Here is a 23395-nt window from a genome sequence, read left to right as displayed (position 1 = left end):
CCTGGTCTTCGGCGTCGGCCTCCGCATCCACGGGAATCGAGGCGTCGGCGACCACCTCCTCGAGCATCCAGATGCCGCTGTCGGTACGCAGGGCCAGGGCGATGGCATCGCTGGGGCGGGCGTCCAGTTCCAGCAGCTGGTCGGTGCCGTTCTGGAGCTTGAGGACAGCCCGGAACGTGTTGTCCTCGATCGTGTGAATGATCACCCGCTCCAGCCGCAGGCCGCCGGCCTCCAGCAGGCTGGCCATCAGGTCGTGGCTGAGGGGCCGGGGCGGCCGCTCCCGGTTGAGGCCCGAGAGGATGTTCTGGGCCTGGGCCTGGTCGATCCAGATCGGTACCTGCCGGCGGCCGGAAGGGTCCCGCAGCAGAACGATGGGGCTGCGGCTGGCCGCATCCAGGGCGATCCCGGCGACACGCATTTCAACCATGGTCGGGCCCGTCCCTCGTGCGTGTTGGTCCCCGTGAAACGATTATGGCCAGTGCCGCCGCCTCAGGGGATGTTCACCGGACTGGTGCAGGCCATCGGCAGGCTGGAGCGGAGTCCGGCCGGTGTGCGGGTGCGCACCGACCTCGGCCCCCTGGCCCTGGGGGACAGCGTCGCCGTCGACGGGGTCTGCCTCACGGTGGCCGAGCTCCTGGCCGATGGCTTCCGGGCCGACGTCAGCGAGGAGACCCTGGGCCGCAGCACCCTGGCGGAGCGGGCCGCCAGCGCCGGCCGGGTGAACCTGGAGCCGGCCCTGCGCCTGGCCGACCGGCTCGGGGGCCATCTGGTCAGCGGCCACGTCGATGGCCTCGGCGAGATCACCGCCATTGAGCGGCAGTCAGGCTCCTGGCGGCTGGAGGTGGCCTGGCAGGATCCGGCCTACGGGCGCTATGTGTGCGAGAAGGCGAGCGTGGCCCTCGACGGCATCAGCCTCACGGTGGCGGGCTGTGAGCCCGACGGCAGCCGCTTCTGGATCGCCGTGATTCCCACCACCTGGACCGGCACCACCCTGGCGGAGCGCCGCGTGGGGGACCCGGTCAATCTGGAGGCCGACCTGCTGGCCAAGTACACCGAGCGGCTGCTGCGACCTGCGGCGGCGCCGCCCCAGGGCACCCTCTCCTCCGCCTGGCTGGCGGAGCACGGCTGGGGCTAGGTGCGCCGCCGCGGCGGATGCTGCGACAGATCACGTCTCGTTGTCAGCGGCAGGCGCCACCGTCACGCTGGCCTCAGTCAGAGCGGTGCCGATGTTGACCCCCGATGCCCCCTCCTCCCGCCAGGCCATGGGGGCGGCCCTGCGCGCCTTCACCCTGGCCGAAGGGGTGATGCTGATCGTGCTGGGGGTGCTGGCCCTGGTCTTTCCCGTGCTGGCCTCCAAGTGGGTCACCGCCGTGGTGGCCATCGCCTTCCTGGTGGGGGGCCTGGTGGGCTGGATCAGCTCCCTGCTGCGCTCTCCGGGCCTGAGCCGGGCGATCACCTTCTGGCGCCTGGTGACCTCCACCCTGTTCCTGGTGCTGGGGGTCTGGATGATCCAGCAGATGGCGGCCGGTCCGGCGGCGGCGGCGATTCCGATGGCGGGCCTGGCCCTGGCCGTCGGCGTGGTGTTCCTGGTGGAGGGGATGGTGGAGGTCCTGGTGGCGACCTCCCACCGTCACATCGCCGGCTGGCGCTGGGGACTGGTGAACGGCCTGGTGACCCTCGCCCTGGGGCTGCTGATCCTCACCATGAAGTTCTGGAGCCTGCTCTGGGTGGTGGGCACCCTGGTGGGCATCAGCTTCCTGTTCAGCGGCATCGATCTGCTGCGCTTCAGCGCCAGCTTCCATCCCGAGCAGGACTGAGGGCGCGGATCAGGACGGGCCGTCGGTGCTGGCGCCGTCGAGGGGCAGCAGCCAGATCGAACCGGTCTCCTTGTGGATCTCGATCCGGAACTCCTGGCCCGGCTCCAGCCCCATGCGCCGGGTGTAGGCCTGGCCGATCAGCAGGTTGCCGTTGCCGTGGACCCGGGTGCGGAACTCGGCCTGGCGCCCCTTGCCCACCCCGGCCGAGCCGCCGCCGGCGCTCGACGGCACGGGGTAGCCCTTGGCGGCCACCAGGGCCCGATAGAAGTTCTTCCTGAGCACCCGTCCGCTCGGCCCCACGTAGCCGCAGGCACGGGCGATCTGCTCCTCCGGCCGGTTGCTGAGGGAACGGGCCCGCTCCAGCAGGGCCTGGCCCTCCAGCATCACGGTGCCGGCTGGACTGTCCTCGTTGGCTGGTCCTTTCTGGGCACCCATCAGCCGGTCAGACGGAGACATCTGAATGAATTGTGCCGATTGCTGTGCTGAACGGGCAACGGTCAGCGAATCAGAGCAGGTAAAGAATCCCGTAAAGCACCACCCAGATGCCGTCGACGAAGTGCCAGTAGAGCTCGGCGGCCTCGAGGCCGAACGGGTCGGCGCTGGTGACGCGGCCGCCGTTGCGGGTCTGCACCCAGACCAGCAGGATGCAGATCACCCCGAGGGTGACGTGCAGGCCGTGGAAGCCCGTCAGGGCATAGAACGTGCTGGCGAAGAGGTTGTCGGTGAGGCCGAAGGGCAGGGTGAAGTACTCCACCATCTGGCCGGCCAGAAACGCCGCCCCCAGGGCCGCGGTGAGCAGCAGCCAGTTGCGGCAGGGCCCCATCCGACCCAGCAGCAGATTGCGGCCGGAGCGGTGGAAGGTGTAGCTGCTGACCAGCAGCAGCATGGTGTTGATCGATGGCAGCAGCAGTTCCAGCTCGTAGGTGGAGCCTGCCGGCAGGGGATTCACCGCCCGGAAGGTGAGATAGGCGGCGAAGAAGCCGGCGAAGGTCATCCCGTCGGCCACCAGGAAGGTGGCCAGGCCGAAGAGCCTGAGATCGGCATGGCCGCCGTGGTCCTCGGCGGCGGTCGCTTCGGCGGCGGTGGCGCTGCTGCTGGTGGCGAGGCTGGTCATGGCGGCCGGACGGCGGTGGGGGGTGAAGCGGGCGGGGGCAGTGGGTCAGCGGCGGCCGGCGCCACTCCAGAGGTCCCGGCCGGTGGCGGCCTGAACGCTCAGGGTGTCTTCGTCGACCCCGTAACCGTAGGGGTGCTGCACCAGCGGCGCCTCACCGACCCAGTTCTCAACCGGCGGCGGTGAGGAGGTGAGCCATTCCGGGGTGAGGGCGTTCCAGGGGTTGTCGCCGGCCACCTGACCGCGGAAGGCGCTGACGATCACGTTGTAGAGGAAGGGCAGGCTGCTGACGGCCATCAGCAGGGCCCCCACACTGCTGATCTGGTTGAGGGTGGTGAAGCTGGGGTCGTACTCCGCCACCCGGCGCGGCATGCCGTTGAGGCCGAGCCAGTGCTGGGGGGCGAAGCAGAGGTTGAAGCCGATGAAGGTGAGCAGGAAGTGCAGCCGGCCGAGATCCTCGTTGAGCATGCGGCCGGTGAACTTCGGATACCAGTGATAGACCGAGGCGAAGATCACGAACACCGTGCCGCCATAGACGATGTAGTGGAAGTGTCCCACCACGAAGTAGGTGTCGTGGACATGGATATCGAAGGGCACCTGGGCCAGGGCCACGCCGGTGATGCCCCCGAAGACGAAATTGACGATGAAGGCGCAGGAGAACAGCATGGCGCTGTTGAGGGCCAGCTTGCCGCCCCAGAGGGTGGCAAGCCAGTTGAAGAACTTGATCCCCGTAGGCACCGCGATGAAGGAGGTGGCGATCGTGAAGAACAGCCGCATCCAGGGCGGGGTGCCGCTGGTGAACATATGGTGGGCCCAGACCACCAGGCCCAGCACCACGATGGCCAGGATCGAATACACCATGGTGGTGTAGCCGAACAGGGGCTTGCGGGCGTGGATGGGCAGGATCTCGCTCACCAGCCCGAAGGCCGGCAGCACCATGATGTAGACGGCCGGGTGGGAATAGAACCAGAAGAGATGCTGGTAGACCACCACGTTCCCCCCCAGGGCCGGGTTGAAGAAGCCCGTGTGGGCGACGATGTCGAAGCTCAGCAGCAGCAGGGTGCCGGCCAGGACGGGGGTGGAGAGCACCACCAGGATGCTGGTGCCGAGCATCGCCCAGCAGTACATGGGCAGCTGCATCAGCTTCAGGCCGGGCCGGCGCAGCTTGAGCACGGTGGCGATGAAGTTGATGCCGCCGAAGATTGAGCTGCCCCCCAGAAGCAGCACGCTGACGATCCAGACAACCTGGCCCAGGGCCGGGGTGGTGATGCTAAGGGGTGGGTAGGCCGTCCAGCCGGACTGGGCCGCCCCGGTGATGAAGTAGCTGCCGATCAGCAGGATCCCGGCCGGCGGAATCATCCAGAAGGCCACGGCGTTGAGCCTGGGGAAGGCCATGTCCCTGGCGCCCACATAAAAGGGAATCAGGTAGTTGCCGAAGGCGCCGTTCACCACCGGCACGATCCACAGGAAGATCATCACGGTCCCGTGGAGGGTGAGAACTTCGTTGTAGGTTTCCCGGCTGACGAAATCAGAGATCGGGCTGGCCAGTTCGGCGCGGATCACGCCGGCCAGGGCCCCGCCGATGAAATAGAAGAGAAATCCGGTCACCAGGTACTGCAGCCCGATCACCTTGTGATCCAGGCTGAAACTGAAATAGCGCAGCCAGCCCTGCGGCTGAAGGCTCTCCTGGAAGTCGTTGGGGGAGGCGACGGTCATCGGGCGGATGGGTGCGGGCGGAGTCGGAATCGGGGTCGGGACGTCAGGCGGTGGGGTTGCCCGCGGCGCTGGCCACCGTGGCGGCCACGGGACTGTTCTTCTGCAGCCAGGCGTCATAGGCATCCGGCTCGTGCACCACCACGGTGGAGCGCATGCCGCCGTGGTAGGGCCCGCAGAGCTCGGCGCAGATGATCGGGTAGCTGCCCGCCTTGGTGGGGGTGAAGGTGAGCACGGTGGGCTGGCCCGGGATCACGTCCTGCTTGAGCCGGAACTGGGGCACCCAGAAGGCGTGGATCACGTCGTTGGCCTTCATGCGCAGTTCCACCGGCCGGCCGTTGGGCACATGCAGCTCACCGCTGGTGATGTCCCCTTCCGGGTAGTGGAAGATGAAGGCGAACTGCATGGCCGTCACCTCCACCGGCAGGACATTGGCTTCGCCGGCCGCCGTGCCGATGCCGCCCCAGACCCGGGGGGCCTTCACAGGGGCCGTGGCCTCGAGGGCGGGGTCCGCCGTGGTGACGGACGCCTCCATGGTTTCCATCCCCGGCATCCGGTGCATGGCGGAGTGGTCGTTGAGGCTGCTCATGCCCCCCATGCGCTCGTAGATGTCGTAGCTGTAGATGCCGACGAACAGCACCACGACCGCAGGAATGGCGGTCCAGACGATCTCGAGCAGCAGATTTCCCTCGATCGCCAGGCCATCGGTGTGGTCGCCGCTGCGGCGGCGGAAGCGCACCAGGCTGAACACCACCAGGCCGACGATGCCCAGGAACAGGATCGTGCCGATGCTGAACAGCACCCGGAACAGGGAGTCGTAGACCGGCGCGTTGGCGCTGGCATCGAGGGGCAGGAGGTCGACGTTGTACCCCACCCAGAGGCCGGACAGGACAAGCGCCATGCCCACCAGCAGGGTGACCAGGGAGGAGGGAATCGGCACGGGGACGGCGGCGGGACGGCTGACGGGAGGGTGGAGAGCCCCTGAGGCCAACAGCTTATGGACGGCCGTTCGCGCGCCGCGCGTTCGTTGTAACCAGCGAAGCAATTTCGGAGAAATTTCACATTCACTTCGGGCGATGTGCTGATTCGCACATCTTTCACGGCCTGCACACTTCCTGGCCCGTCAAGGCGCCCGCCTGGGCCCCCGCTGCCCGGCGGCGTCCTGCCGCCCGGGGCCCGCTGCCGCGGCGGAAGGTCACTGCGAGCATGAAGCTCACCCATGCCCGGCTGTGGTGCGATCGGTTGCCGGGATCCCGGGGTTCCGAGGCTCCCCACACCCCGAGCTGCACCTGAGCGGAGCTGCGATGCCCTTCACCCACGAGCAGATCCAGAGACTCCGCCACCGCCATCGCGGCTACATCCTCACCCTCGCCACCGAGGTCCTGCTGATCCTGGCGCTGCCGTTCAGTCAGTCACACGCCTGGCTGCTCTCCCTGCTGCTGATCGGCCTGGCGGTGGTGCTGATCACCACCGTGACGCGCTACTCCCCCCTGGTCAGCACCCGGCCCCTGCTGTACGGGCTCGGTGGCCTGGCGCTCGCCCTGGAGGTGCTGTGGCATCTGGCCCTGGCCTTTGATCCACCCCTGGGGCGCCTCGTCACGGTGCCCCATGTGATCGCCTGGCTGCTGTTCTTTCTGGTGGCGCTGATGCGCAAGGTGAAGACCCTGGTGCGCGAGCCCTTCGTGACGCTGGCCGTGGTGATGGGTGCCACCTCCGGCTATCTCCTGGTCGGCATCGCCGGCGGGGTGATGCTGGTGGCCCTGTGGGTTCTGCACCCCGGCGCCTACGACCTCTCCGCCCTGCCGGTGCTTCAGGATCGCCACGCCGATGCCGTGGCCATGGCGCCGGCGCTGATGGCCGCCTCGTTCATGATCCTGACCAGCGTGGGCTCGGCGGTGCTGCGCAGCAGCGACGTGACCGGCCAGGTGATCACGGTGGTGATCACGATTTCGGGACAGCTGTACATCGCCATCCTGATTGCCCTGATCCTCGGTCGCTTCCACACCAGGCCCGCCAGAGCCAGGGCCTTGCCGTTGTCCCGTCCCCATCGGGAGGGCCACCAGCCCTCGCACCGCTGACCCCGGACGGCCAGAGGCCCCACGTTCCCTGTCGGCCGGGGCCTGTGCCTGCCGTTCCATTCCCGGGGTGATCGCCACCGCTGAGGGGGCGAAGGGCCCTGCGCGCGCCTCAGTTTCGTTGTAGCCAGAGCGGCAATTTCGGAGAAATTTCACATTCACTACGGCCGATGTGCTGATTCGCACATCTTTCAATGCCCGCTAACTTGGGCACCCGGAAGAGCAATCGTTCATGGCCGTGGCGCCGTCCGCGCAACCCCTGCCCCTGCCCCGGTCCACCACCGGGGCGGGCTGGCCCGTGCGCCTGGTGCCCCTGCTCACCGCCCACCTCGTCGTCGCCCTGGTGGCCCTGGTGGCCATCGGTGGCGCCACCCGGGTGATGCAGGCCGGTCTGGCCTGTCCCGACTGGCCCCTCTGCTACGGGGTGCTCTGGCCGGGCCGCCAGTGGAACCTGCAGGTGTTCCTGGAGTGGTTCCACCGCCTCGACGCCTTCCTGGTGGGTGTGGCCCTGCTGCTCCTGTTCGCCCTCAGCCTGCGGTTCCGCGCCCGCTTCCCAGCCTGGCTGCCCTGGGGTGCCGGCCTGGCCCTGGCCCTTGTGGCTGTCCAGGGCGGCCTGGGGGCCCTCACAGTGCTCAGCCAGCTGGCCGCCCCCACCGTCACCCTGCACCTGGCTGCGGCCCTGAGCCTGGTGCTCCTGCTGAGCGCCATGCACCAGGGCCTGGAGCACCGCGGCGACGTCGCGGCCGTCGATCTGCCGCGCTGGTGGTCCCCCCTCCACGTCCTGGCCGCCCTGCTCGTCGGCGGCCAGTGCCTGCTGGGCGCGGCCATGGCCAGCCGCTGGGCCGCCCCGCTCTGCCTTGAGGCCGGGGAGGGCTGCCACTGGCTGCTGCTGCACCGGCAGGGGGCCTATCCAGCGGCGGTGACGGTGCTGCTGCTGGCGGCCGCCTCCCTGGCCCTCCCGGCCGGCAACGGCCGGTGCAGGGGGCTGGCCTTCGCCGCCGCTGGCCTGGTGGTGGTCCAGGTGGTGCTCGGGGTGCTCACCCTGCGGCTCCAGCTGGCCGTCCCGGCCGTCACCATCGCCCACCAGCTCACCGCCGCCCTGCTGGTGGGGGTGCTCGGTGGGCTCTGGGGACTCACGTTCCCCTCCCCATCCGTTCCTGACCGTCTTGAGGTGGCCCATGGTTAGTGTCAGCGCCGTGGCGGCCATCGCCGCTCCCTCCGCGCCGGCGGCGATCCGGCCTTCGGTGAAGCTCCCGGCCTGGCTGGAGGTGGCCAAGCCCCGGCTGATCCCCCTGCTGCTCGCCACCACCGTGGGCGGCATGGCTCTCACCGCCGCCTGGCCGCTCGATCCGGTGCGCCTGCTCTGCACCCTGGTGGGCGGTTCGATGGCCTCGGCCGCCGCCGGGGTCCTCAACTGCCTCTGGGAGCAGGAACTCGACGGCCGCATGCAGCGCACCAGCCGCCGTGCCCTGCCCTCGGGCCGACTGGCCCAGCGCCAGGCCTTCGGCCTCGCGGTCGCTCTCACCATCGCCTCGGTGCTGGTTCTGGTCCTGGGGGTCAACGCCCTGGCCGCGTCCCTGGCCCTGCTGGGCCTCTGCAGCTACGTGCTGCTCTACACGGCCCTGCTCAAGCCCCGCACCACCCAGAACATCGTCATCGGTGGCATGGCCGGGGCCATTCCTCCCCTGGTGGGCGCGGCGGCCGCCACCGGCCACCTGGGCTGGAGCAGCTGGTGGCTGTTCAGCCTGGTGATGGTCTGGACCCCGGCCCATTTCTGGGCCCTGGCCCTCCTCCTGCACGAGGACTACCGCTCCGTCGGCATTCCGATGCTGCCGGTGGTGAAGGGTCTGACGGTCACGGCCCGGGCAATCGGCCGCTACAGCTGGGCCACGGTGGCCCTGAGCCTGGCGGGGGTGGCTGCCCTCCCCAGCGGCGGCTGGCTCTACGGCCTGCTGGTGCTCCCCTTCAATGCCCGGCTGCTGCAGCTCAGCGCCAGCCTGGGGGAGGACCCGGGCGATCCCCGGCGGGCCCGCAGCCTGTTCCGCTGGTCGATCTTCTACCTCTTCGGCATCTGCCTGCTGCTGGTGCTGGCGCGCACGCCCCTGGCCAGCGCCGTCCACCCGGCCGCCCTGCTGGCCGCCGCCCTCCATCTGGCCCCGGCTGCGGCTGCCTAGATTGGCCTGGCTTCCAGCCCTTCGCGATTGATCCCGGCTTGATCGAGCTCGAGCACCTCAGCAAGCGTTTCGGTGGACGCAAGGTCGCGCCGGTGCAGGCCCTCGACGACCTCTCCCTCAGCGTGCCGGCGGGTTCCCTTTACGGTCTGCTCGGCCCGAACGGCGCCGGCAAGACCACGGCCCTGCGCATCCTCTGCACCCTCCTGGCCCCCGATGCCGGCCAGGTCCGGGTGGCTGGCGTCGATGCCCTGGCCGAGCCCCGGGCCGTCCGGCGCCTGCTCGGCTACGTGGCCCAGGAGGTGGCGATCGACAAGATCCTCACCGGCCGGGAGCTGCTCCACCTCCAGGCCGCCCTGCACCACATGGGGGCCGCCGACCGTCTGGAGCGCACCGCCGAACTGATCGAACTGCTCGCCATGGGCGACTGGATCGACCGCCGCTGCGGCAGCTATTCCGGCGGCATGCGCCGGCGCCTCGACCTGGCCGCCGGCCTGCTGCACCGCCCCAGGGTGCTGGTGCTCGATGAACCCACCGTCGGCCTCGACATCGAGAGCCGCGCCACCATCTGGCAGGTGCTGCGTCAGCTGAGGGACCAGGGCACCACGGTGCTGCTCAGCAGCCACTACCTCGAGGAGGTGGATGCCCTGGCCGACCGCCTGGCCATCATCGACGGCGGCCGGGTGATCGCCGAAGGCACCCCCGCCGCCCTCAAGGGCGCCCTCGGCGGCGACCGGGTGACGCTGCGGGTGCGGGAGTTCAGTGACGAACAGGAGGCGAGCCGGGTACGCGACCTGCTCCAGGCCTGCCGCGGTGTCCGCCAGGTGGTGGTCAACCGGGCCCAGGGCTATTCCCTCAACCTGGTGGTGGAGGACAGCGGCGTGGTGGAGACCCTGCGGCAGCAGCTGGTCGAGGCCCAACTGCCGGTGTTCGCCCTCGCCCAGAGCCGCCCCAGCCTGGATGACGTCTACCTTCAGGCCACCGGCCGCACCCTGAGCGATGCGGAACTCTCCGTGGCCGGTCGCCGCGACCTCAAGGAGGAACGCAAGCAGTCGATGCGATGACCCGCACCCCCCCATCCCCATGACCAGCGCCAGCCCCTCCCTGACCCCCCTTCCCGCCGCCAGCGGTGAACCGTCGGCCCTGGCCGAGATCGCCCAGGAGACGCTCGCCCTCACCCGCCGCCTGTTCGTCCAGCTGGCCCGGCGTCCCTCCACCCTGGTGGCGGGTGTGCTGCAGCCCCTGATCTGGCTGGTGCTGTTCGGGGCCCTGTTCGCCAACGCCCCGGAGGGTCTCCTGCCCGGGGGCATCAGCTACGGCCGCTTCCTGGGGGCCGGGGTGATCGTGTTCACCGCGTTCAGTGCCGCCCTCAACGCCGGGTTGCCGGTGATGTTCGACCGGGAGTTCGGCTTCCTCAACCGCCTGCTAGTGGCGCCGTTGCGCTCCCGCAGCTCGATCGTCTTCGCCTCGGTGCTTTACATCACCAGCCTGAGCCTGGTGCAGAGCCTGGCGATCATGGGCACCGCGGCCCTGCTGGGCTACGGCTGGCCCGGTGGGGCGGGGTTGCTGCTGGTGCTGGTCACCCTGCTGCTGCTCGTCTTCGCCGTCACAGCCCTCAGCCTCGGGCTGGCCTTCGCCCTGCCGGGCCACATCGAGCTGATCGCGGTGATCTTCGTGGCCAACCTGCCGCTCCTGTTCGCCAGCACCGCCCTGGCGCCGATTTCCTTCATGCCCCCCTGGCTGGGCTGGCTGGCGGCCCTGAATCCCCTTACCTTCGCGATTGAACCGATCCGCGCCGCCTACGCGGGATCCTTCCACCTCACCGATGTGGTGCTGGTGGCCCCCTACGGATCCCTCTCGGCCCTCACCTGCCTGGCCATCCTGGCGGGGCTGGCCGCCGGTCTGTTCCTGCTGATCCGCCCGATGCTGGATCGCAAGCTCACCTGACGCCCCGCCCCGTGTCCCTGCCGTCCCCCCGTCCAGAGCTTTCCCATCTGCTGCTCGAAGCCATCCGCCGCAGGGATGCCGCCACCGTCGCCCGACTCACCGGCCAGTGGGCCCACCGCCATGGGGTGACCTCCCTGGAGAGCTTCCGCACCGGCAGCGTGGTTGCCGAGGCGGGCTGGGAGGCCGGCGACTGGCTGCTGCAGCACATGGACGCGGCGATGGCCCCCGCCAGCGTGACCATGGCCGAGGCCTTCGCGGCCCTCGAAGATTCCTTCTCCGGCCCCCCGCAGCCCGCCCCGACCGCGGCCGTCTCCACCCCGATCGCGGCCGTCCCCACCGCGATCACGCCCGTCCCCAACCCGGTCACTCCCATCAGGGCCGTCCCCGAGCCGACCGACCCCGTCACTGACACCGCCGAGGAGCCAGTCCCCGCCCCCGTTGACGCCCCCGTCGCCGCGGCCGAAGGGGCGGCCGGCCTGTCAGACGTCATCGCCTTGCATCCTCTGAGCCCGAGCGCCTCGCCGGCTCCGGCGCCCTCCACCCTGGCCGACCTGCGCTCCTGGCTCTCCGCGGCGCCGCAGCATCGCCGCGCCAGCTGATCCCTGATCCCTGAACCCCGCCCATGCCGTCCTCCCGTCCCCTGCCTGCGCGGGCCCAACTCGGTGGTCGACTGATCGTCTCGGTGCAGGCCCCCGAGGGTTCGCCCCTGCGCGATCCCGCCGTGATCGCGGCGATGGCGGAGGCCAGCCTGCTCCAGGGGGCCGCCGGGGTGCGGCTCGAGAGTCCGGAGCACATCGGCGCGGTGCGGCGTCGCTGCCCCGAGGCCCTGATCGTGGGTCTCTGGAAGCGAAGCTTCCCCGGCAGCCCGGTGTACATCACCCCCGGCTGGGAGGAGATCCGTGCCGTCTGGGCGGCCGGAGCCGATGTGGTGGCCATCGATGCCACCGAGCGCCCCCGCCCCGATGGCCAGGAGCTGGAGGCGCTGATCACGCGGGTCAGGCAGGAGCTGGGGGCTCCGCTGATGGCGGATGTGGACAGCGTGGCGAACGGGCTGCGGGCGGCGGCCCTGGGCTGCCAGTGGGTGGGTACCACCCTCTACGGCTACACCGAGGCCACCGGCTCGCTGCCGCCGCCCGCCTGGGACCTGCTGGGCCCCCTGCGGCAGGAGCTGCCGGAAGCAGTGGCCCTGATCTGTGAGGGGGGCATCGCCTCGAAGCAGGAGGCGACCCGTGCCCTGGGTTGTGGTGCCGATGCCGTGGTGGTGGGAACGGCGATCACGGGTGTGGACCTGCAGGTGGCCGCCTACGTGAAGGCCATGGCCGGCTGAGCCCCAGCCCAACCGGCCCGTGCGAGCCCCCCGGGGCTCACATCATGCCGGGCATGCCCATGCCGCCCATGCCACCCATCCCTCCCATGCCGCCCATTCCACCCATGCCGCCGTCACCGGCGGGGGGAGCGGCGGGCTCCGGCTTGTCGGCGATCACGGCCTCGGTGGTGATCAGCAGCGAGGCGATCGAGACCGCATCCTGCAGGGCGAGCCGCACCACCTTGGCCGCATCCAGGATGCCGACGGCGAGCAGATCGTCGTAGCTGTCGGTGAGGGCGTTGTAACCCTTGCCCTGACTGAGCATCTGCTGCACCACCACGTCGCCGTTGGCGCCGGCGTTGATGGCGATCTGGCGGGCGGGGGCCGCCAGGGCCCGCTGGACGATCTCGACCCCGGTGCGGACGTCGCCCTCGCAGCGGCTGGCCAGGGCTCCGAGTTCTTCGGTGAGTTCCACCAGGGTGCTGCCACCGCCGCCGACGATGCCCTCATCGATGGCGGCCCGGGTGGCGTTGAGGGCGTCCTCGATGCGCAGCTTGCGGTTGCGCAGTTCGGTCTCGGTGGGGGCCCCCACCTTGATCACGGCCACCCCGCCGGCGAGCTTGGCGATGCGCTCGTTGAGCTTCTCGCGGTCGTAGTCGGAGTCGGTGGCCTCCAGCTCCCGCTTGATCGCCGCCACCCGATCGCTGACGGCGGCGCGCTGGTCGTCGGCGGCCACGATCGTGGTCGTGTCCTTGGTGATGGTGATGCGGTGGGCATGGCCCAGGTCGGCCAGGGTGGCCTTGTCGAGGGTCATGGCCCGGTCCTCGCTGATCACCGTGGCGCCCGTGAGGATGGCGATGTCCTCGAGCATGGCCTTGCGGCGGTCACCGAAGCCCGGCGCCCGCACGGCGGCCACCTGGAGCACGCCGCGGGTCTTGTTGACCACCAGGGTGGCCAGGGCTTCGCCCTCCACCTCCTCGGCCAGGATCACCAGGGGCCGGCCGCTCTTGGAGACGGCCTCGAGCACCGGCACCAGGTCGAGGACGGTGCTGATCTTGCGATCGGTGATCAGCAGCAGGGGATTGTCGAAGGCGCACTCGCGCCGGTCCTGGTCGGTGACGAAGTAGGGGGAGGAATAGCCGCGATCGAAGGCCATGCCCTCGGTCACCTCCAGCTCGGTGGCCAGGGACTTGGATTCCTCCACGGTGATCACGCCATCGGCGCTGACCTTCTCGACCGCTTCGGCGATCATCCGGCCGATCTCCTCGTCGTTGCCGGCGCTCACCGTGGCCACCTGGCGGATGGCGTCGCCCGCCACGGCACGGGAGCGCTCGGCGATGCCCGCCACCACCACGGCGGTGGCCTGCTCCATGCCGCGGCGCAGGGCGACGGGGCTGGCGCCGGCGGCCACGTTGCGCAGGCCCTCATGCACCAGGGACTGGGCCAGGACGGCCGCGGTGGTGGTGCCGTCGCCGGCGGTGTCCTTGGTTTTCGAGGCCACCTGCTGGATCAGCTTGGCGCCCAGGTTCTCGAAGGGATCCTCGAGTTCGATCTCCTTGGCGATGGTGACGCCGTCATTGATGATGTCGGGGGCGCCGTACTTCTTCTCCAGCACCACGTTGCGACCCTTCGGTCCGATGGTGACCTTCACCGCATCGACCAGGGCATTGACGCCCCGCTCGAGGGACTCGCGGGAGGCATCGGCGAACTGGATCAGTTTGGCCATCGACGGGGTGACATCAGGAGCATCCGTCGCAGCGTCCCACAGCGACCCCGCCGCAGGCACCCGCCCCTCGGTGGGGAAAGCCGAATGTCCCGTTCAGGGACGGCTGCGGCCCCCCGCCGCAGGAGGTACCTTCGATCCATGGAAGACCTGCTGCAGCAGACCCTCGACAGCGCGGCCACCGAATCGGCCCTCGTCCCCAGCACCAACGCCGACGGCATGGTGTTTCTGCTGATCGCCGCCCTCGGCCTGCTGATGGCCCTGGTCTACGTGCCGATCCGCCTGTTCCTCACCCTCACGGCCCGCAGCCGTCGCCTGCGCCTGCTGCAGCGGATCCGCAAGCTGCGGGAAGACCTGGCCCAGCCCCTGGCTCCGGAATCCTGAGCGGCGCTCAGCGCATCACCATGCCGCCATCCACCTGCAGCACCTGGCCGGTGATGTAGGCCGCCGCCGGATCGGCCGCCAGGAACCGCACCGCCCCGGCCACCTCCTCGGGCTGGCCCATGCGGCCCAGGGGGATGGCGGCGAGGATCGGCTCCTTGTCGAGATCCCTGGTCATGTCGCTGTCGATGAACCCGGGGGCGACGGCATTGACGGTGATGCCGCGGCTGGCGAATTCGGCGGCGGTGCTGCGGGTCAGGCCGATGACGCCGGCCTTGGCGGCGCTGTAGTTGGCCTGGCCGGGGTTGCCCATCAGGGCCACCACCGAGGTGATGTTGATGATGCGGCCGCGGCGGGCCTTGAGCATGCTGCGGCTGACGGCGCGGGTGCACAGGAACACCCCGGTCAGGTTGAGGTCGATCACGCTCTGCCAGTCGGCGGTCTTCATCCGCATCAGCAGGCCGTCGCGGGTGATGCCGGCGTTGTTGACCAGCACGTCGAGGCGCCCCTCCGTGTCCAGCACGGCTTTCACCATCGCCTCCACAGCCGCTTCATCGGCCACATCCGCCTGATGGCTCCAGGCCCGGCCACCGGCCGCGGTGATCGCCGCCACCACCTCCTCGGCCGCCTCGGGTGAGCGGGCGTAGTTCACCACCACCGTGGCTCCCGCCAGCGCCAGGGACTCGGCGATGGCCCGGCCGATCCCCCGGCTGGCACCGGTCACCAGGGCGACCTGACCGGAGAGGGGAGCGGCGCTGGACATGGGGTCGGGAGCAGGGTCAGGCGATCGTATGCCGTGCGCCGGCCCGCCCCTATCGCCATGCGCCGGCCCGACCAGATCGGCTCAGTCGGCCATCTGGTCGGCACTCTCGAGAGCAGGCCCGAGCACATCGGCGAAGCGCTGCAGCTGCTCCTTGCTGCCCATCACCACCAGCAGCTGGCCGGCCTCCAGCCGGATGTCGCCGCCGGGGTTGGTGACCAGCGTCGCCTCCGGGGTGCCGTAGGTGGTGCCCCGGTAGGCGTAGGGATTGGCCACCGCCGGCGGCGGCGTGCGGATGGCCAGCACCTGGGCGCCGCTGCGGCGGCCGAACTGCATCTCCGCCAGGCTGCGGCCCTGGAGCTCCCCCAGCCGGGAGGGGTCGTCCGTGAGCTGGAACTCCTCCACCTCGCAGTCGGAGCCGGCCAGCAGCTCCATGAAGTCGACGGCCAGGGGCCGCAGGGCGGTGGCGGCCATCACCCGGCCCCCGGCCACGTAGGGGCTCACCACCTGGTCAGCGCCGGCCAGGCGCAGCTTGCGGCCCGCCTCGGCACTGTCGGAGCGGGCGATCAGCCGGCAGCGGGGGGCCAGTCCCCGGGCACTCAGCACCACGTAGAGGTTGGCGGCATTGCTGGAGAGGGCCGCCACCAGGCTGCGGCACTGGTGGATGCCCGCCTCCAGCAGGGTCTCGTCGAGGGTGGCGTCGGCGAACAGCACCGGCAGCCCCCGCTCCTCCGCCGCATCCCGGCAGCCCTGGTCCATCTCCACCACCAGCAGGGGGACCTTCTCCCGGATCAGCTGGTCGGCGATCTCCTGACCGATGCGGCCGTAGCCGCAGAGAATCACGTGGTTGTTCATGCTTTGGACCCAGTTGCGGAAACGGCGCTGCCGCAGGCGCCGGAAATAGCCGGTTTCGGAGAGGCCCACCAGGTTCTGGATCGTCAGCTGCACCACCACGAGCCCTCCGGCGATGGAGAACACGGTGACGAGACGGCCGGCGGTGGACAGGGGCTCCACCTCCCCGTAGCCGATCGTGGCGATGGTGATCGCCACCATCCAGTAGCAATCCCCCCAGTCCCAGCCCTCGGTGATCCGATAGCCGATGGCGCTGGCGTTGACCACCACGAGCAGGGCGATCAGGGGGGTGAGCCAGGGCCGGCGCGACCGGGCGGTGGGGGGACGCTTCCTGCGGGCGAACCACAGGCGACTCATCGGCGTGGCTCAGCCCAGGCCAAGGGCCTTGAGCACGTCGTTGCTGGGGAGCTCACGCAGGTGGCCTTCCGAACCCAGTCCTTGTACTCCGGCGCGAACCGGAAGGCTGTCGCTGCTGCGACCCAGGGCCACCACCGGTGTGCCGCTGAGCAGGGCCAGTTCGATCGTCACCGGATCGCTGGCCAGCAACACGTCACTGGCGGCCACCAGGGCGGCCCGGGCGGGAATGTCGGCCGCCGAGGCCGGCGGCACCTGCCGGGAGCGCAGGCCGGGGAGGGTGGCGGCGATGCGGCCGGGCAGCTCCTGCCAGGCCGCTTCGGGCCAGTCGCCGGCACGGCCGGAGGGGGCCAGCAGCAGCATCGGCCCGTCGCCGGCCGGCAGCGCGGCCATGGCCTCGTCGAGGGCGGTGCGGGGAAGGGCCAGGCGGAAAGCGGCGGCCTCGAGCTTCACCCCGATGGGCCGCAGGTAGGCCGCCAGGGCCTGGGCCGGCCAGAGCCCCTGGGGCACCTGCACCTTCTCGGTGGCGGAGAAGCCCCCGGCCGCCATCCGGTTGGGGATGTGGCTCATCGAGAGCATCGGGTCGACCTGGCGGCCGGCCGCCAGGTTGATGCAGGCCTGGAAATCCGGCTCCCGCACCGACCCCAGCAGGTTGGCCCAGTCGGCCAGGGTGGCATCGCCGAAGTTGAAGGGGATCACCTTCTCCACCGCCGGCAGCAGCTTCCAGAGACCGGCCAGCGAGGGGTGGCAGGCCACCTGGATCTGGAACCGGAGCTGCTCGGCGGTGGCCGCCACGGCCGGGAGCGCCTGCAGCTGGCTGGCGCCGTCGCCCGGGATCAGAAACAGTGCGCGCATCGGGCGTTGGGTCGGGCGGGCCTCGCGGCCTGATTGTATGGAGGGGACTCCAGTGTTCCGCCCGGGCGGCCCATCGCTTGTGCATTTGCTGATCGCCGCCGCCGGCAGTGGGCGCCGCATGGGCGCCGCCACCAACAAGCTGCTGCTGCCCCTGGCCGGACGCCCCGTTCTGGCCTGGACGCTGGACGCCGCCCTGGCCTGCGGGGCGATCCGCTGGATCGGGGTGATGGGCCGGCCGGAGGACGAGGCGGCCATCGGCGCCATCCTTGCCGCGGCGGAGCCCCGCCGGTCCCTGGCCCAGCCGGTGGCCTGGATCGTCGGCGGCGACACCCGCCAGGAGTCGGTGCGGCGTGGTCTGGAGGCCCTGCCGGCCGATGCCGAGGCGGTGCTGATCCATGACGGCGCCCGTTGCCTGGCGGAACCGGACCTGCTGGAGCGCTGCGCCACGGCCCTGACGCAGGCCATGGCCGAGGGGGCCGGCATCATCGCCGCCACCCCCGTCACCGACACCATCAAGCAGGTGGATGGCTGCGGTGTGATCACCGCCACCCCCGAACGCAGCGGACTGTGGGCGGCCCAGACCCCCCAGGGCTTCGGGGTGGCCCAGTTGCGGGAGGCCCACGGGCGGGCCGAGCGCGAGGGCTGGAGCGTCACCGACGACGCCGCCCTCTACGAGCGGCTGGGGCTGCCGGTGCGGGTGCTGGAGGCGCCCCCCTCCAACATCAAGCTCACCACCCGCTTCGATCTCACCATCGCCAGCGCCGTGCTGGCGGCCCGCGGGGCCTGAGGCCGCCGATGGACAGCGCCACCCAGCTCGAAACGATCGCCACCCGCTGGCAGGGGTCCTTCCACAACCGGCGCCAGGTGGCCGCCCATGTGGCCAGGGGCGGTCCGGCGGCTCCCGAGCTCACCCGGGAGGTGCGGACGATGGTGGTGGAGAGGCTGCAGGCGCCCCAGCTGGGGGCGGTGGTGCTCTACTTCCAGGAGTTCCGCGCCAGTGCCCCCCAGCTGGCCCAGCGCCAGCGGGTGGTGGTGCTGCGGCAGGACCCGGACCGCGGCGCCGTCCGGGCCGAGCAGCTGTTCTTCCGCGGCGGGCCCACCTACGACCGTCCGCCCCTGGCGGCCGGCCTGGTGGCGGACCTGGGACCGGAGGCCTTTGATCGCCATCCCGGCTGCGACCTCTTTTTCGAGGCGGAGCCGGCCCTCGACCGCTTCCGCGCCCGCATGGATCCCGGGGCCTGTCGCTACCGCCATCCCCAGGACGGTGAGGTCTGCGCCGAGTTCGAGATGCTCCTCCATCCCGACCAGCTCTGGTACCGGGACCGCAGCCTGCGCCTGGCCGACGGATCGGTGCGGGGCGAGGTCGACGGCTTCAGCTGGCTGCTGTTCGACCGGGCCGAGGGGGCTGCCGGACTCGCGGAGGCCACCCTGCCGGCGCTGGTGCGGCAGCGGGGTATCTGGCGGGGCACGTTCCGCCGCTATGACGCCGAGGGCGTTCTGCGGGAAACATTTCCGAGCACGATCACCATTCGGGTGAGCCAGGACGCCGGCCGCTGGCTCTATCACCAGAGCAACCTGCATGGCACTGAGGACGCTCCGCTGCGGCGCATCGAGGCCCACGGTGAGATCCATTCCGGCCGGGTGTGGTTCGCCAGCGAGCGTTATCAGGGCTGGGCGATGGATCTGCCGGGCGAGGAGCCTGCGGCCGGCAGCCTGCTGGTGATGCACCCCCGCGACCCCGCGGATCCCGACATTCACGAGACGATCCGCTGCAGCCCCGATGGTCGCCGTCGCTGGCGGGTGAGTCAGCTGCTGAAAGATGGCCAGCTGGTGGGCCGCACGCTGATCGACGAGGAGAGGCTCACCGAGGAGGAGAGCCTCACGGGCGACTGACGGGCCCACCGGCCCCTTCGACGAGGCTCAGCAGGCCCCGGTCGCCGTCGAGCCGGGCCCGCACCCCCAGGGGCAGGGCGGCATTGACGTCGCCGTGGCCCACCGGCAGGCCGGCCAGCACCGGGATCCCCAGATCGGCCGTGCGTTCCCTGAGCACCTGCTCCAGGCTGAAGCGGGAGCCGTCGCCCTCGGGGTCGGTGGGATCGCCGCAGCCCTCGAAGCTGCCGAAGCCGATGCCCCCCAGCCGCTGCAGGGCGCCGCAGAGGCGCCAGTGGGTCAGCATCCGCTCGATCCGGTAGGGCGCCTCGCCCACGTCTTCGAGGATCAGGATCGCCCCGTCCAGGTCCGGCAGGTGCGGCGTGCCCAGCAGGTGGGTCGCCACGGTGAGGTTGGCGGCCAGCAGCGGCCCCTCCACCTGCCCGCCTACCCAGGGCTCCCCCTCGAGGTCGGCCAGGGGTTCGCCGAACAGCAGGGCCCGCAGCCGCTCCCGGCTCCAGGCCGGTTCGGCGGCCAGGGTGGTCAGCAGGGGACCGTGAATGGCGCCCCCCTGGCCCGTCACCAGCCGATGCCACAGCAGGGAGGTGACATCGGAGAAGCCCAGCAGCCAGCCCCCGGCCGCCTCCAGGGGGCGCTCCAGCAGCCGGGCCGATCCCCAGCCCCCCCGCACACAGGCCAGCAGGGCCGCCGGCTGCTGAGCGTCGGTATCCGGGAGCAGATCCCCGGCCCGCTCAGCGTCCCGGCCCGCCAGGTAGCCCCAGCGGCGCGGCAGCAGCCGGGCGGGGTCGTCATCCAGCTCCAGGCCCCAGCCGGCCAGCACCGCCAGGCCCGCCTGCAGCCGTTCCAGGTCGGCCAGGGCGGAGCTGGCGGCCACCAGCCGCACCCGGTCGCCCGGACGCAGGGCCGGTGGCTGGTGGGGCGGCGGCTGGGGCGCTGCGGCGTCCATGGGGAATCAGGCGCTGGTGGAGAGGATCACCGCCAGCAGCAGCAGGGCACCGAGCCACACCTGGACGGCGAAGTGGCGCCCATAGGCGCTGCGGGGCAGATCGGCGCGACGCAGCTGGGCGGCCTGCTGCTGCATGGCCAGGGCGGCGACGGCCCAGGGCAGCCAGAACGGCAGGCCCGCCCGCCCCTGCAGCAGCACCGCCAGGGCCAGGGCGGCGCAGGTGAGGCCGTAGCAGAGCGCCACCGCCAGGGGCGCCCGGGCCCCCAGGCTCAGGGCGCTGCTGCGCACCCCGAGGCGCCGGTCGTCCTCCCGGTCGCTCATGGCGTAGACGGTGTCGAAGCCGAAAGTCCAGCTCACGGCCGCCAGCCAGGTGAGCAGCAGGGGCCAGCCCCCCAGGTCGCCCTGCAGGCCCCCCTGGGTGGCCGCCCAGGGAATCAGCACGGCGAAGCCCCAGCAGAGGGCCAGCACCAGCTGGGGATAGCCGAACCAGCGTTTGGCGGACGGGTAGAGGAGCACCAGGGGCAGCGTGGCCAGGGCGAGGCCCACGCAGAGCACCCGGTTGGCGGCCGGCAGGGCCAGCAGGGCCGCCAGCGCCACCACCAGGCAGAGCAGCAGCAGCACGGCCGCGGTGCCCACGCCGAGGCGGCCGTCGGCCAGGGGGCGGTGGCGGGTGCGTTCCACCAGGGGATCGATGCGCCGGTCCCAGAGGTCGTTGGCCACGCAGCCGGCGCCGCTCACCGCCAGTCCCCCCAGCACGATCCAGCCCACCAGCAGGGCCGGGGGCGGCACGGCCGGCCCCAGCCAGAGGGCCCAGCCGGCGGGGATCAGCAGGATCAGCCGGCCGCTGGGCTTGTGCCAGCGCAGCAGCTCGAGCCAGGCCGGAGCGCGGCCGGGGGCCATCGGGACGTTCACCGCGGGCAACGGTCGGGTGTCGGCACCCTATCCAACTCCTGTCGGTGACGTTCCAGCGGCCGATCCGGAGCATCGCCCGGTGGCAAAGTGGCGCCGCCGCCGCCCGGGCCGACCCCCATGCCCCCGACCCCCGACACCGCCGGCTCCGCGGAACGGCGGGTGGCGGCCATCGACATCGGCACCAATTCCATCCACCTGCTGGTGGCGGCGATCGACCCGGTCCTGGGCAGCTTCTCGGTGGTGGTGGCGGAGAAGTCCACCACCCGGCTGGGGGAGAGGGATCCGGAAACGGGGGACCTCACCCCCGAGGCGATCGAGCGCGCCTACCTCACCCTTCGCCATTGCCGCGACCTGGCCACCAGCCACGGGGTGGAGCAGATCGTCACCGCCGCCACCAGCGCCGTGCGGGAGGCCCCGAACGGCCGTGCCTTCCTGCAGGGCCTGCAGGACCAGCTGGGGCTGGTGGTGGACCTGGTCAGCGGGCCGGAGGAGGCCCGGCTGATCTACCTGGGGGTGCTCTCGGGCCTGTCCTTCGGCGACCAGCCCTATTTCATCCTCGACATCGGCGGCGGCTCCACCGAGCTGGTGCTCGCCGACGGCCGCGATGCCCGCGCCCTGACCAGCACCCGCATCGGGGCGGTGCGGCTGCAGCGGGAGTTCTGCCGGGAGGATCCCCTGACGCCGGCCCGCCGGGGCTTCCTCGAGGCCTACATCCAGGGGGCGATGGATCCGGCCGTCGCCGAGGTGAAGCGGGAGCTGCGGCCGGGGGAGAAGCCCGTCCTGGTGGCCACCAGCGGCACCGCCATGGCGATGGCGGCCCTGGCCTCCGCCCAGGATCCCAATCCGCCCCTGAAGCTCGACGGCTATCGCCTCGGCCGGGCCCGCCTGGACGAGATCGTCGAGCGGCTGGTGGCGATGACCCCGGACCAGCGCCGGGCCCTCACCGCCATCAACGAACGCCGGGCCGAGATCATCGTCCCCGGCGCCCTGATCCTCCAGACCACCATGGAGATCCTCCAGGTCCGGGAACTGGTGGTCTGCGAGCGGGCCCTGCGGGAGGGCCTGATCGTTGACTGGATGCTGCGCAACGGCCTGCTGGTCGACCGCTTCACCTTCCAGAGCACGATCCGCCGCCGCACCGTGCTGCACCTGGCCCGCACCTACGGGGTGGACACGGGCCGGGCCGACCGGGTGGCCAGCCATGCCATGAGCCTCTACGACCAGACCCGGGGCCTGCTCCACGATGACGACGGCGAGGGCCGCGCCCTGCTATGGGCGGCGGCCCAGCTGCATGCCTGCGGCAAGCACGTCAACATCGCCGCTTACCACAAGCACACCTGGTACCTGATCCGCCATGGGGAGCTGCTGGGGTACTCCGAGGCCGAGCACCTGATGGTGGCGGCGATCGCCCGCTATCACCGCCGCAGCCTGCCCAAGAAGCGCCACGAGTCGTGGCAGCTGATCGAAGCCGGCCAGCAGCGTCACACCGTGTTCACGATGGCCCTGCTGCTGCGGCTGGCCGCTGCCCTCGACCGCAGGCCCGCCCCCGGCATCGCCGCGATCACCGTTTCAGCGGACACCGACCGGGCCCATCAGCCCCGTGGCTTCACCATCGGCCTGCAGGCCGGACCTCCGGAGGCCGGGGAGCCCCCCCTGGATCTCAGCCTGGAGGAGTGGAGCCTCCGCTCGTGCGCGGATCTGGTGCTGGAGGCCACGGGCCTGCGGCTCACGGTGACGCAGGCGTCGCCCTGAAGGTGCGCCAGACCACCTGATCGATCCTCCCGAGGGTCTGGGGCGCCAGGCTGCCGGCGCTGGCCGTCACCAGGTCGGGCCGGCCGGCCAGGACCCGCAGACCGCTGCCCAGGGGGAAGCGCTTCTCACCGGTGAAGGTGCCGCGGAAGAGCGTCTCCCCGGCGGCCGTGCGCACCTCCAGCCAGCTGGGCTGGCGGCTCTCCAGCAGCAGCTGATCCGGCGCCGGCCGGGGTGCCGCCGGTGCAGGGGCCGGTGCGGCTGGCTGGCCGGAGGCGGTGGGCTGGCCGGAGGCCGTGGCCTGGCCGGGGGCCGCCGCCGGTGAGGGGATTCCGGCCGCCGGCGGGGAGGGGACCAGGCCCTTCAGGGCCGCCACCGCGACGGCACCGCCCCCCAGGAGGACCAGGACCCCCCACAACCAGCCGGGGGGGCCGCTGCGGCGGGCGGGGGCCGTCGCCGTCAGGACCTTGCGCTGCAGGGGCCGGGCGGCAGGCTTGCGCCCCACCCGCATCAGGCGGCTGTTCTGCAGATCGCTGATCTGCTGGCTGACGTCGATCCCCAGGGCGCCCGCCACCCGCTTGGCCTGGGCCACCACGAAGACGGCCTCCGGCAGGTGCTGGTGGTCTCCGGTCTCGAGGGCCATCAGCTGTTCGCTTCCCAGCCGCAGGCGGTCGGCCAGGTCCTCCAGGCTCAGACCCTGGCCACGGCGGGCCGTGGCCAGCCGTTCGCCCAGCTCGACCAGTTCCGGGATCGGAGTGCTCCAGTCCTCTGCGGCCATGGTCGCGGCAGGAGATTCGGGCAAGGGCAGTGTCTCCTGAAGCGCTGCGTAGCCA

25 protein-coding genes are annotated in these 23395 nt (G+C 71.2%); 13 read left to right on the top strand and 12 right to left on the bottom strand.

Going from position 1 to position 23395, the window contains the following annotated elements; translation table 11 throughout:
• Window positions 1-427, bottom strand: a 427-nt coding sequence (locus CJZ86_RS05205) for a bifunctional nuclease family protein (protein ID WP_094584907.1), incomplete at its 3' end; no start/stop codon positions are given.
• 69 nt (window positions 428-496) lie between these two features.
• On the opposite strand from CJZ86_RS05205, the gene CJZ86_RS05200 reads away from it, so the two are divergent.
• Together CJZ86_RS05200 and CJZ86_RS05195 are read left to right on the top strand one after the other, a co-directional pair.
• Window positions 497-1135 carry a riboflavin synthase gene (locus CJZ86_RS05200; protein WP_094584887.1) on the top strand — a complete coding sequence of 213 codons (639 nt, stop codon included), beginning with the start codon at window positions 497-499 and terminating at the stop codon, window positions 1133-1135.
• Window positions 1136-1226: 91 nt separating this feature from the next.
• Window positions 1227-1817, top strand: a complete 591-nt coding sequence (locus tag CJZ86_RS05195; RefSeq protein WP_233133853.1) for an HdeD family acid-resistance protein — start codon at window positions 1227-1229, stop codon at window positions 1815-1817.
• A 9-nt stretch (window positions 1818-1826) separates the two neighbouring features.
• Here CJZ86_RS05195 and CJZ86_RS05190 read toward each other — a convergent pair whose 3' ends face one another.
• From CJZ86_RS05190 to CJZ86_RS05175, 4 genes are all read right to left on the bottom strand, one after another.
• Window positions 1827-2201, bottom strand: a complete 375-nt coding sequence (locus tag CJZ86_RS05190; protein WP_094584905.1) for an AbrB family transcriptional regulator — start codon at window positions 2199-2201, stop codon at window positions 1827-1829.
• 121 nt (window positions 2202-2322) lie between these two features.
• The gene (locus CJZ86_RS05185; protein WP_094584886.1) at window positions 2323-2931 is read right to left on the bottom strand and encodes a cytochrome c oxidase subunit 3; all 609 of its coding nucleotides are present in this window, start codon (window positions 2929-2931) and stop codon (window positions 2323-2325) included.
• Window positions 2932-2976: 45 nt separating this feature from the next.
• Entirely contained in the window at window positions 2977-4644 is a 1668-nt protein-coding gene (ctaD, locus tag CJZ86_RS05180; protein ID WP_094584885.1) for a cytochrome c oxidase subunit I, read from the bottom strand.
• Between the two features lie 43 nt (window positions 4645-4687).
• Window positions 4688-5581 (bottom strand): cytochrome c oxidase subunit II, encoded by an 894-nt coding sequence (locus tag CJZ86_RS05175; RefSeq protein WP_094584884.1) that lies wholly within the window; start codon window positions 5579-5581, stop codon window positions 4688-4690.
• Window positions 5582-5945: 364 nt separating this feature from the next.
• Between CJZ86_RS05175 and CJZ86_RS05170 the strand changes: the two genes are divergently transcribed.
• The 7 genes from CJZ86_RS05170 (at window position 5946) to CJZ86_RS05140 (ending at window position 12161) form a co-directional block, all read left to right on the top strand.
• Window positions 5946-6719: a hypothetical protein gene (locus tag CJZ86_RS05170; protein WP_094584883.1), complete on the top strand. Its 774-nt coding sequence runs from the start codon at window positions 5946-5948 to the stop codon at window positions 6717-6719.
• A gap of 229 nt (window positions 6720-6948) precedes the next feature.
• Entirely contained in the window at window positions 6949-7902 is a 954-nt protein-coding gene (locus tag CJZ86_RS05165) for a COX15/CtaA family protein (RefSeq protein ID WP_094584882.1), read from the top strand.
• Window positions 7895-8890, top strand: coding sequence for a heme o synthase (locus tag CJZ86_RS05160; RefSeq protein ID WP_094584881.1), 996 nt, complete (start codon window positions 7895-7897; stop codon window positions 8888-8890). The genes CJZ86_RS05165 and CJZ86_RS05160 overlap by 8 nt, the downstream gene beginning before the upstream one ends.
• Before the next feature lie 38 nt (window positions 8891-8928).
• Window positions 8929-9951 carry an ABC transporter ATP-binding protein gene (locus CJZ86_RS05155; protein WP_094584880.1) on the top strand — a complete coding sequence of 341 codons (1023 nt, stop codon included), beginning with the start codon at window positions 8929-8931 and terminating at the stop codon, window positions 9949-9951.
• A 19-nt stretch (window positions 9952-9970) separates the two neighbouring features.
• Window positions 9971-10834: an ABC transporter permease gene (locus CJZ86_RS05150; protein WP_094584879.1), complete on the top strand. Its 864-nt coding sequence runs from the start codon at window positions 9971-9973 to the stop codon at window positions 10832-10834.
• An 11-nt stretch (window positions 10835-10845) separates the two neighbouring features.
• Window positions 10846-11433: a hypothetical protein gene (locus tag CJZ86_RS05145; protein WP_094584878.1), complete on the top strand. Its 588-nt coding sequence runs from the start codon at window positions 10846-10848 to the stop codon at window positions 11431-11433.
• A 23-nt stretch (window positions 11434-11456) separates the two neighbouring features.
• On the top strand, window positions 11457-12161 hold the full coding sequence (locus CJZ86_RS05140; protein WP_094584877.1) for an N-acetylmannosamine-6-phosphate 2-epimerase: 705 nt from the start codon (window positions 11457-11459) through the stop codon (window positions 12159-12161).
• Between the two features lie 37 nt (window positions 12162-12198).
• Here the strand turns inward: CJZ86_RS05140 and groL are convergent, their stop codons facing one another.
• Window positions 12199-13866, bottom strand: coding sequence for a chaperonin GroEL (gene groL / locus CJZ86_RS05135; RefSeq protein ID WP_094584876.1), 1668 nt, complete (start codon window positions 13864-13866; stop codon window positions 12199-12201).
• A gap of 138 nt (window positions 13867-14004) precedes the next feature.
• Between groL and CJZ86_RS05130 the strand changes: the two genes are divergently transcribed.
• Window positions 14005-14247 (top strand): hypothetical protein, encoded by a 243-nt coding sequence (locus tag CJZ86_RS05130; protein ID WP_094584875.1) that lies wholly within the window; start codon window positions 14005-14007, stop codon window positions 14245-14247.
• 7 nt (window positions 14248-14254) lie between these two features.
• Here CJZ86_RS05130 and fabG read toward each other — a convergent pair whose 3' ends face one another.
• The 3 genes from fabG to CJZ86_RS05115 all read right to left on the bottom strand — a co-directional run bounded on the left by fabG (window position 14255) and on the right by CJZ86_RS05115 (window position 17065).
• On the bottom strand, window positions 14255-15007 hold the full coding sequence (gene fabG / locus CJZ86_RS05125) for a 3-oxoacyl-[acyl-carrier-protein] reductase (protein WP_094584874.1): 753 nt from the start codon (window positions 15005-15007) through the stop codon (window positions 14255-14257).
• Window positions 15008-15088: 81 nt separating this feature from the next.
• Window positions 15089-16213 (bottom strand): potassium channel family protein, encoded by a 1125-nt coding sequence (locus CJZ86_RS05120; protein WP_094584873.1) that lies wholly within the window; start codon window positions 16211-16213, stop codon window positions 15089-15091.
• A gap of 9 nt (window positions 16214-16222) precedes the next feature.
• A complete protein-coding gene (locus CJZ86_RS05115; RefSeq protein WP_094584872.1) occupies window positions 16223-17065 on the bottom strand; it encodes a glycosyltransferase family 9 protein in 843 nt (280 codons plus the stop codon).
• Between the two features lie 79 nt (window positions 17066-17144).
• On the opposite strand from CJZ86_RS05115, the gene ispD reads away from it, so the two are divergent.
• The gene (gene ispD / locus CJZ86_RS05110) at window positions 17145-17852 is read left to right on the top strand and encodes a 2-C-methyl-D-erythritol 4-phosphate cytidylyltransferase (protein ID WP_094584871.1); all 708 of its coding nucleotides are present in this window, start codon (window positions 17145-17147) and stop codon (window positions 17850-17852) included.
• 8 nt (window positions 17853-17860) lie between these two features.
• Window positions 17861-18958, top strand: a complete 1098-nt coding sequence (locus tag CJZ86_RS05105; RefSeq protein ID WP_094584870.1) for a CpcT/CpeT family chromophore lyase — start codon at window positions 17861-17863, stop codon at window positions 18956-18958.
• On the opposite strand, the gene CJZ86_RS05100 is transcribed toward CJZ86_RS05105, so the two are convergent.
• Window positions 18945-19901 (bottom strand): S66 peptidase family protein, encoded by a 957-nt coding sequence (locus tag CJZ86_RS05100; RefSeq protein WP_094584869.1) that lies wholly within the window; start codon window positions 19899-19901, stop codon window positions 18945-18947. The two genes, CJZ86_RS05105 and CJZ86_RS05100, sit on opposite strands and share 14 nt — an antisense overlap.
• Before the next feature lie 6 nt (window positions 19902-19907).
• A complete protein-coding gene (locus CJZ86_RS05095; protein WP_094584868.1) occupies window positions 19908-20801 on the bottom strand; it encodes a 4-hydroxybenzoate polyprenyltransferase in 894 nt (297 codons plus the stop codon).
• 129 nt (window positions 20802-20930) lie between these two features.
• Between CJZ86_RS05095 and CJZ86_RS05090 the strand changes: the two genes are divergently transcribed.
• Entirely contained in the window at window positions 20931-22565 is a 1635-nt protein-coding gene (locus CJZ86_RS05090; RefSeq protein WP_094584867.1) for a Ppx/GppA phosphatase family protein, read from the top strand.
• Here CJZ86_RS05090 and CJZ86_RS05085 read toward each other — a convergent pair.
• Window positions 22540-23364: a helix-turn-helix domain-containing protein gene (locus CJZ86_RS05085; RefSeq protein WP_233133852.1), complete on the bottom strand. Its 825-nt coding sequence runs from the start codon at window positions 23362-23364 to the stop codon at window positions 22540-22542. The two genes, CJZ86_RS05090 and CJZ86_RS05085, sit on opposite strands and share 26 nt — an antisense overlap.
• Between the last annotated feature and the right edge of the window lie 31 nt (window positions 23365-23395).

The organism is Synechococcus sp. BO 8801, assembly GCF_002252675.1.
Taxonomy (GTDB): Bacteria; Cyanobacteriota; Cyanobacteriia; order PCC-6307; family Cyanobiaceae; genus Cyanobium.
This window is presented reverse-complemented; position numbering and strand designations above follow the sequence as displayed.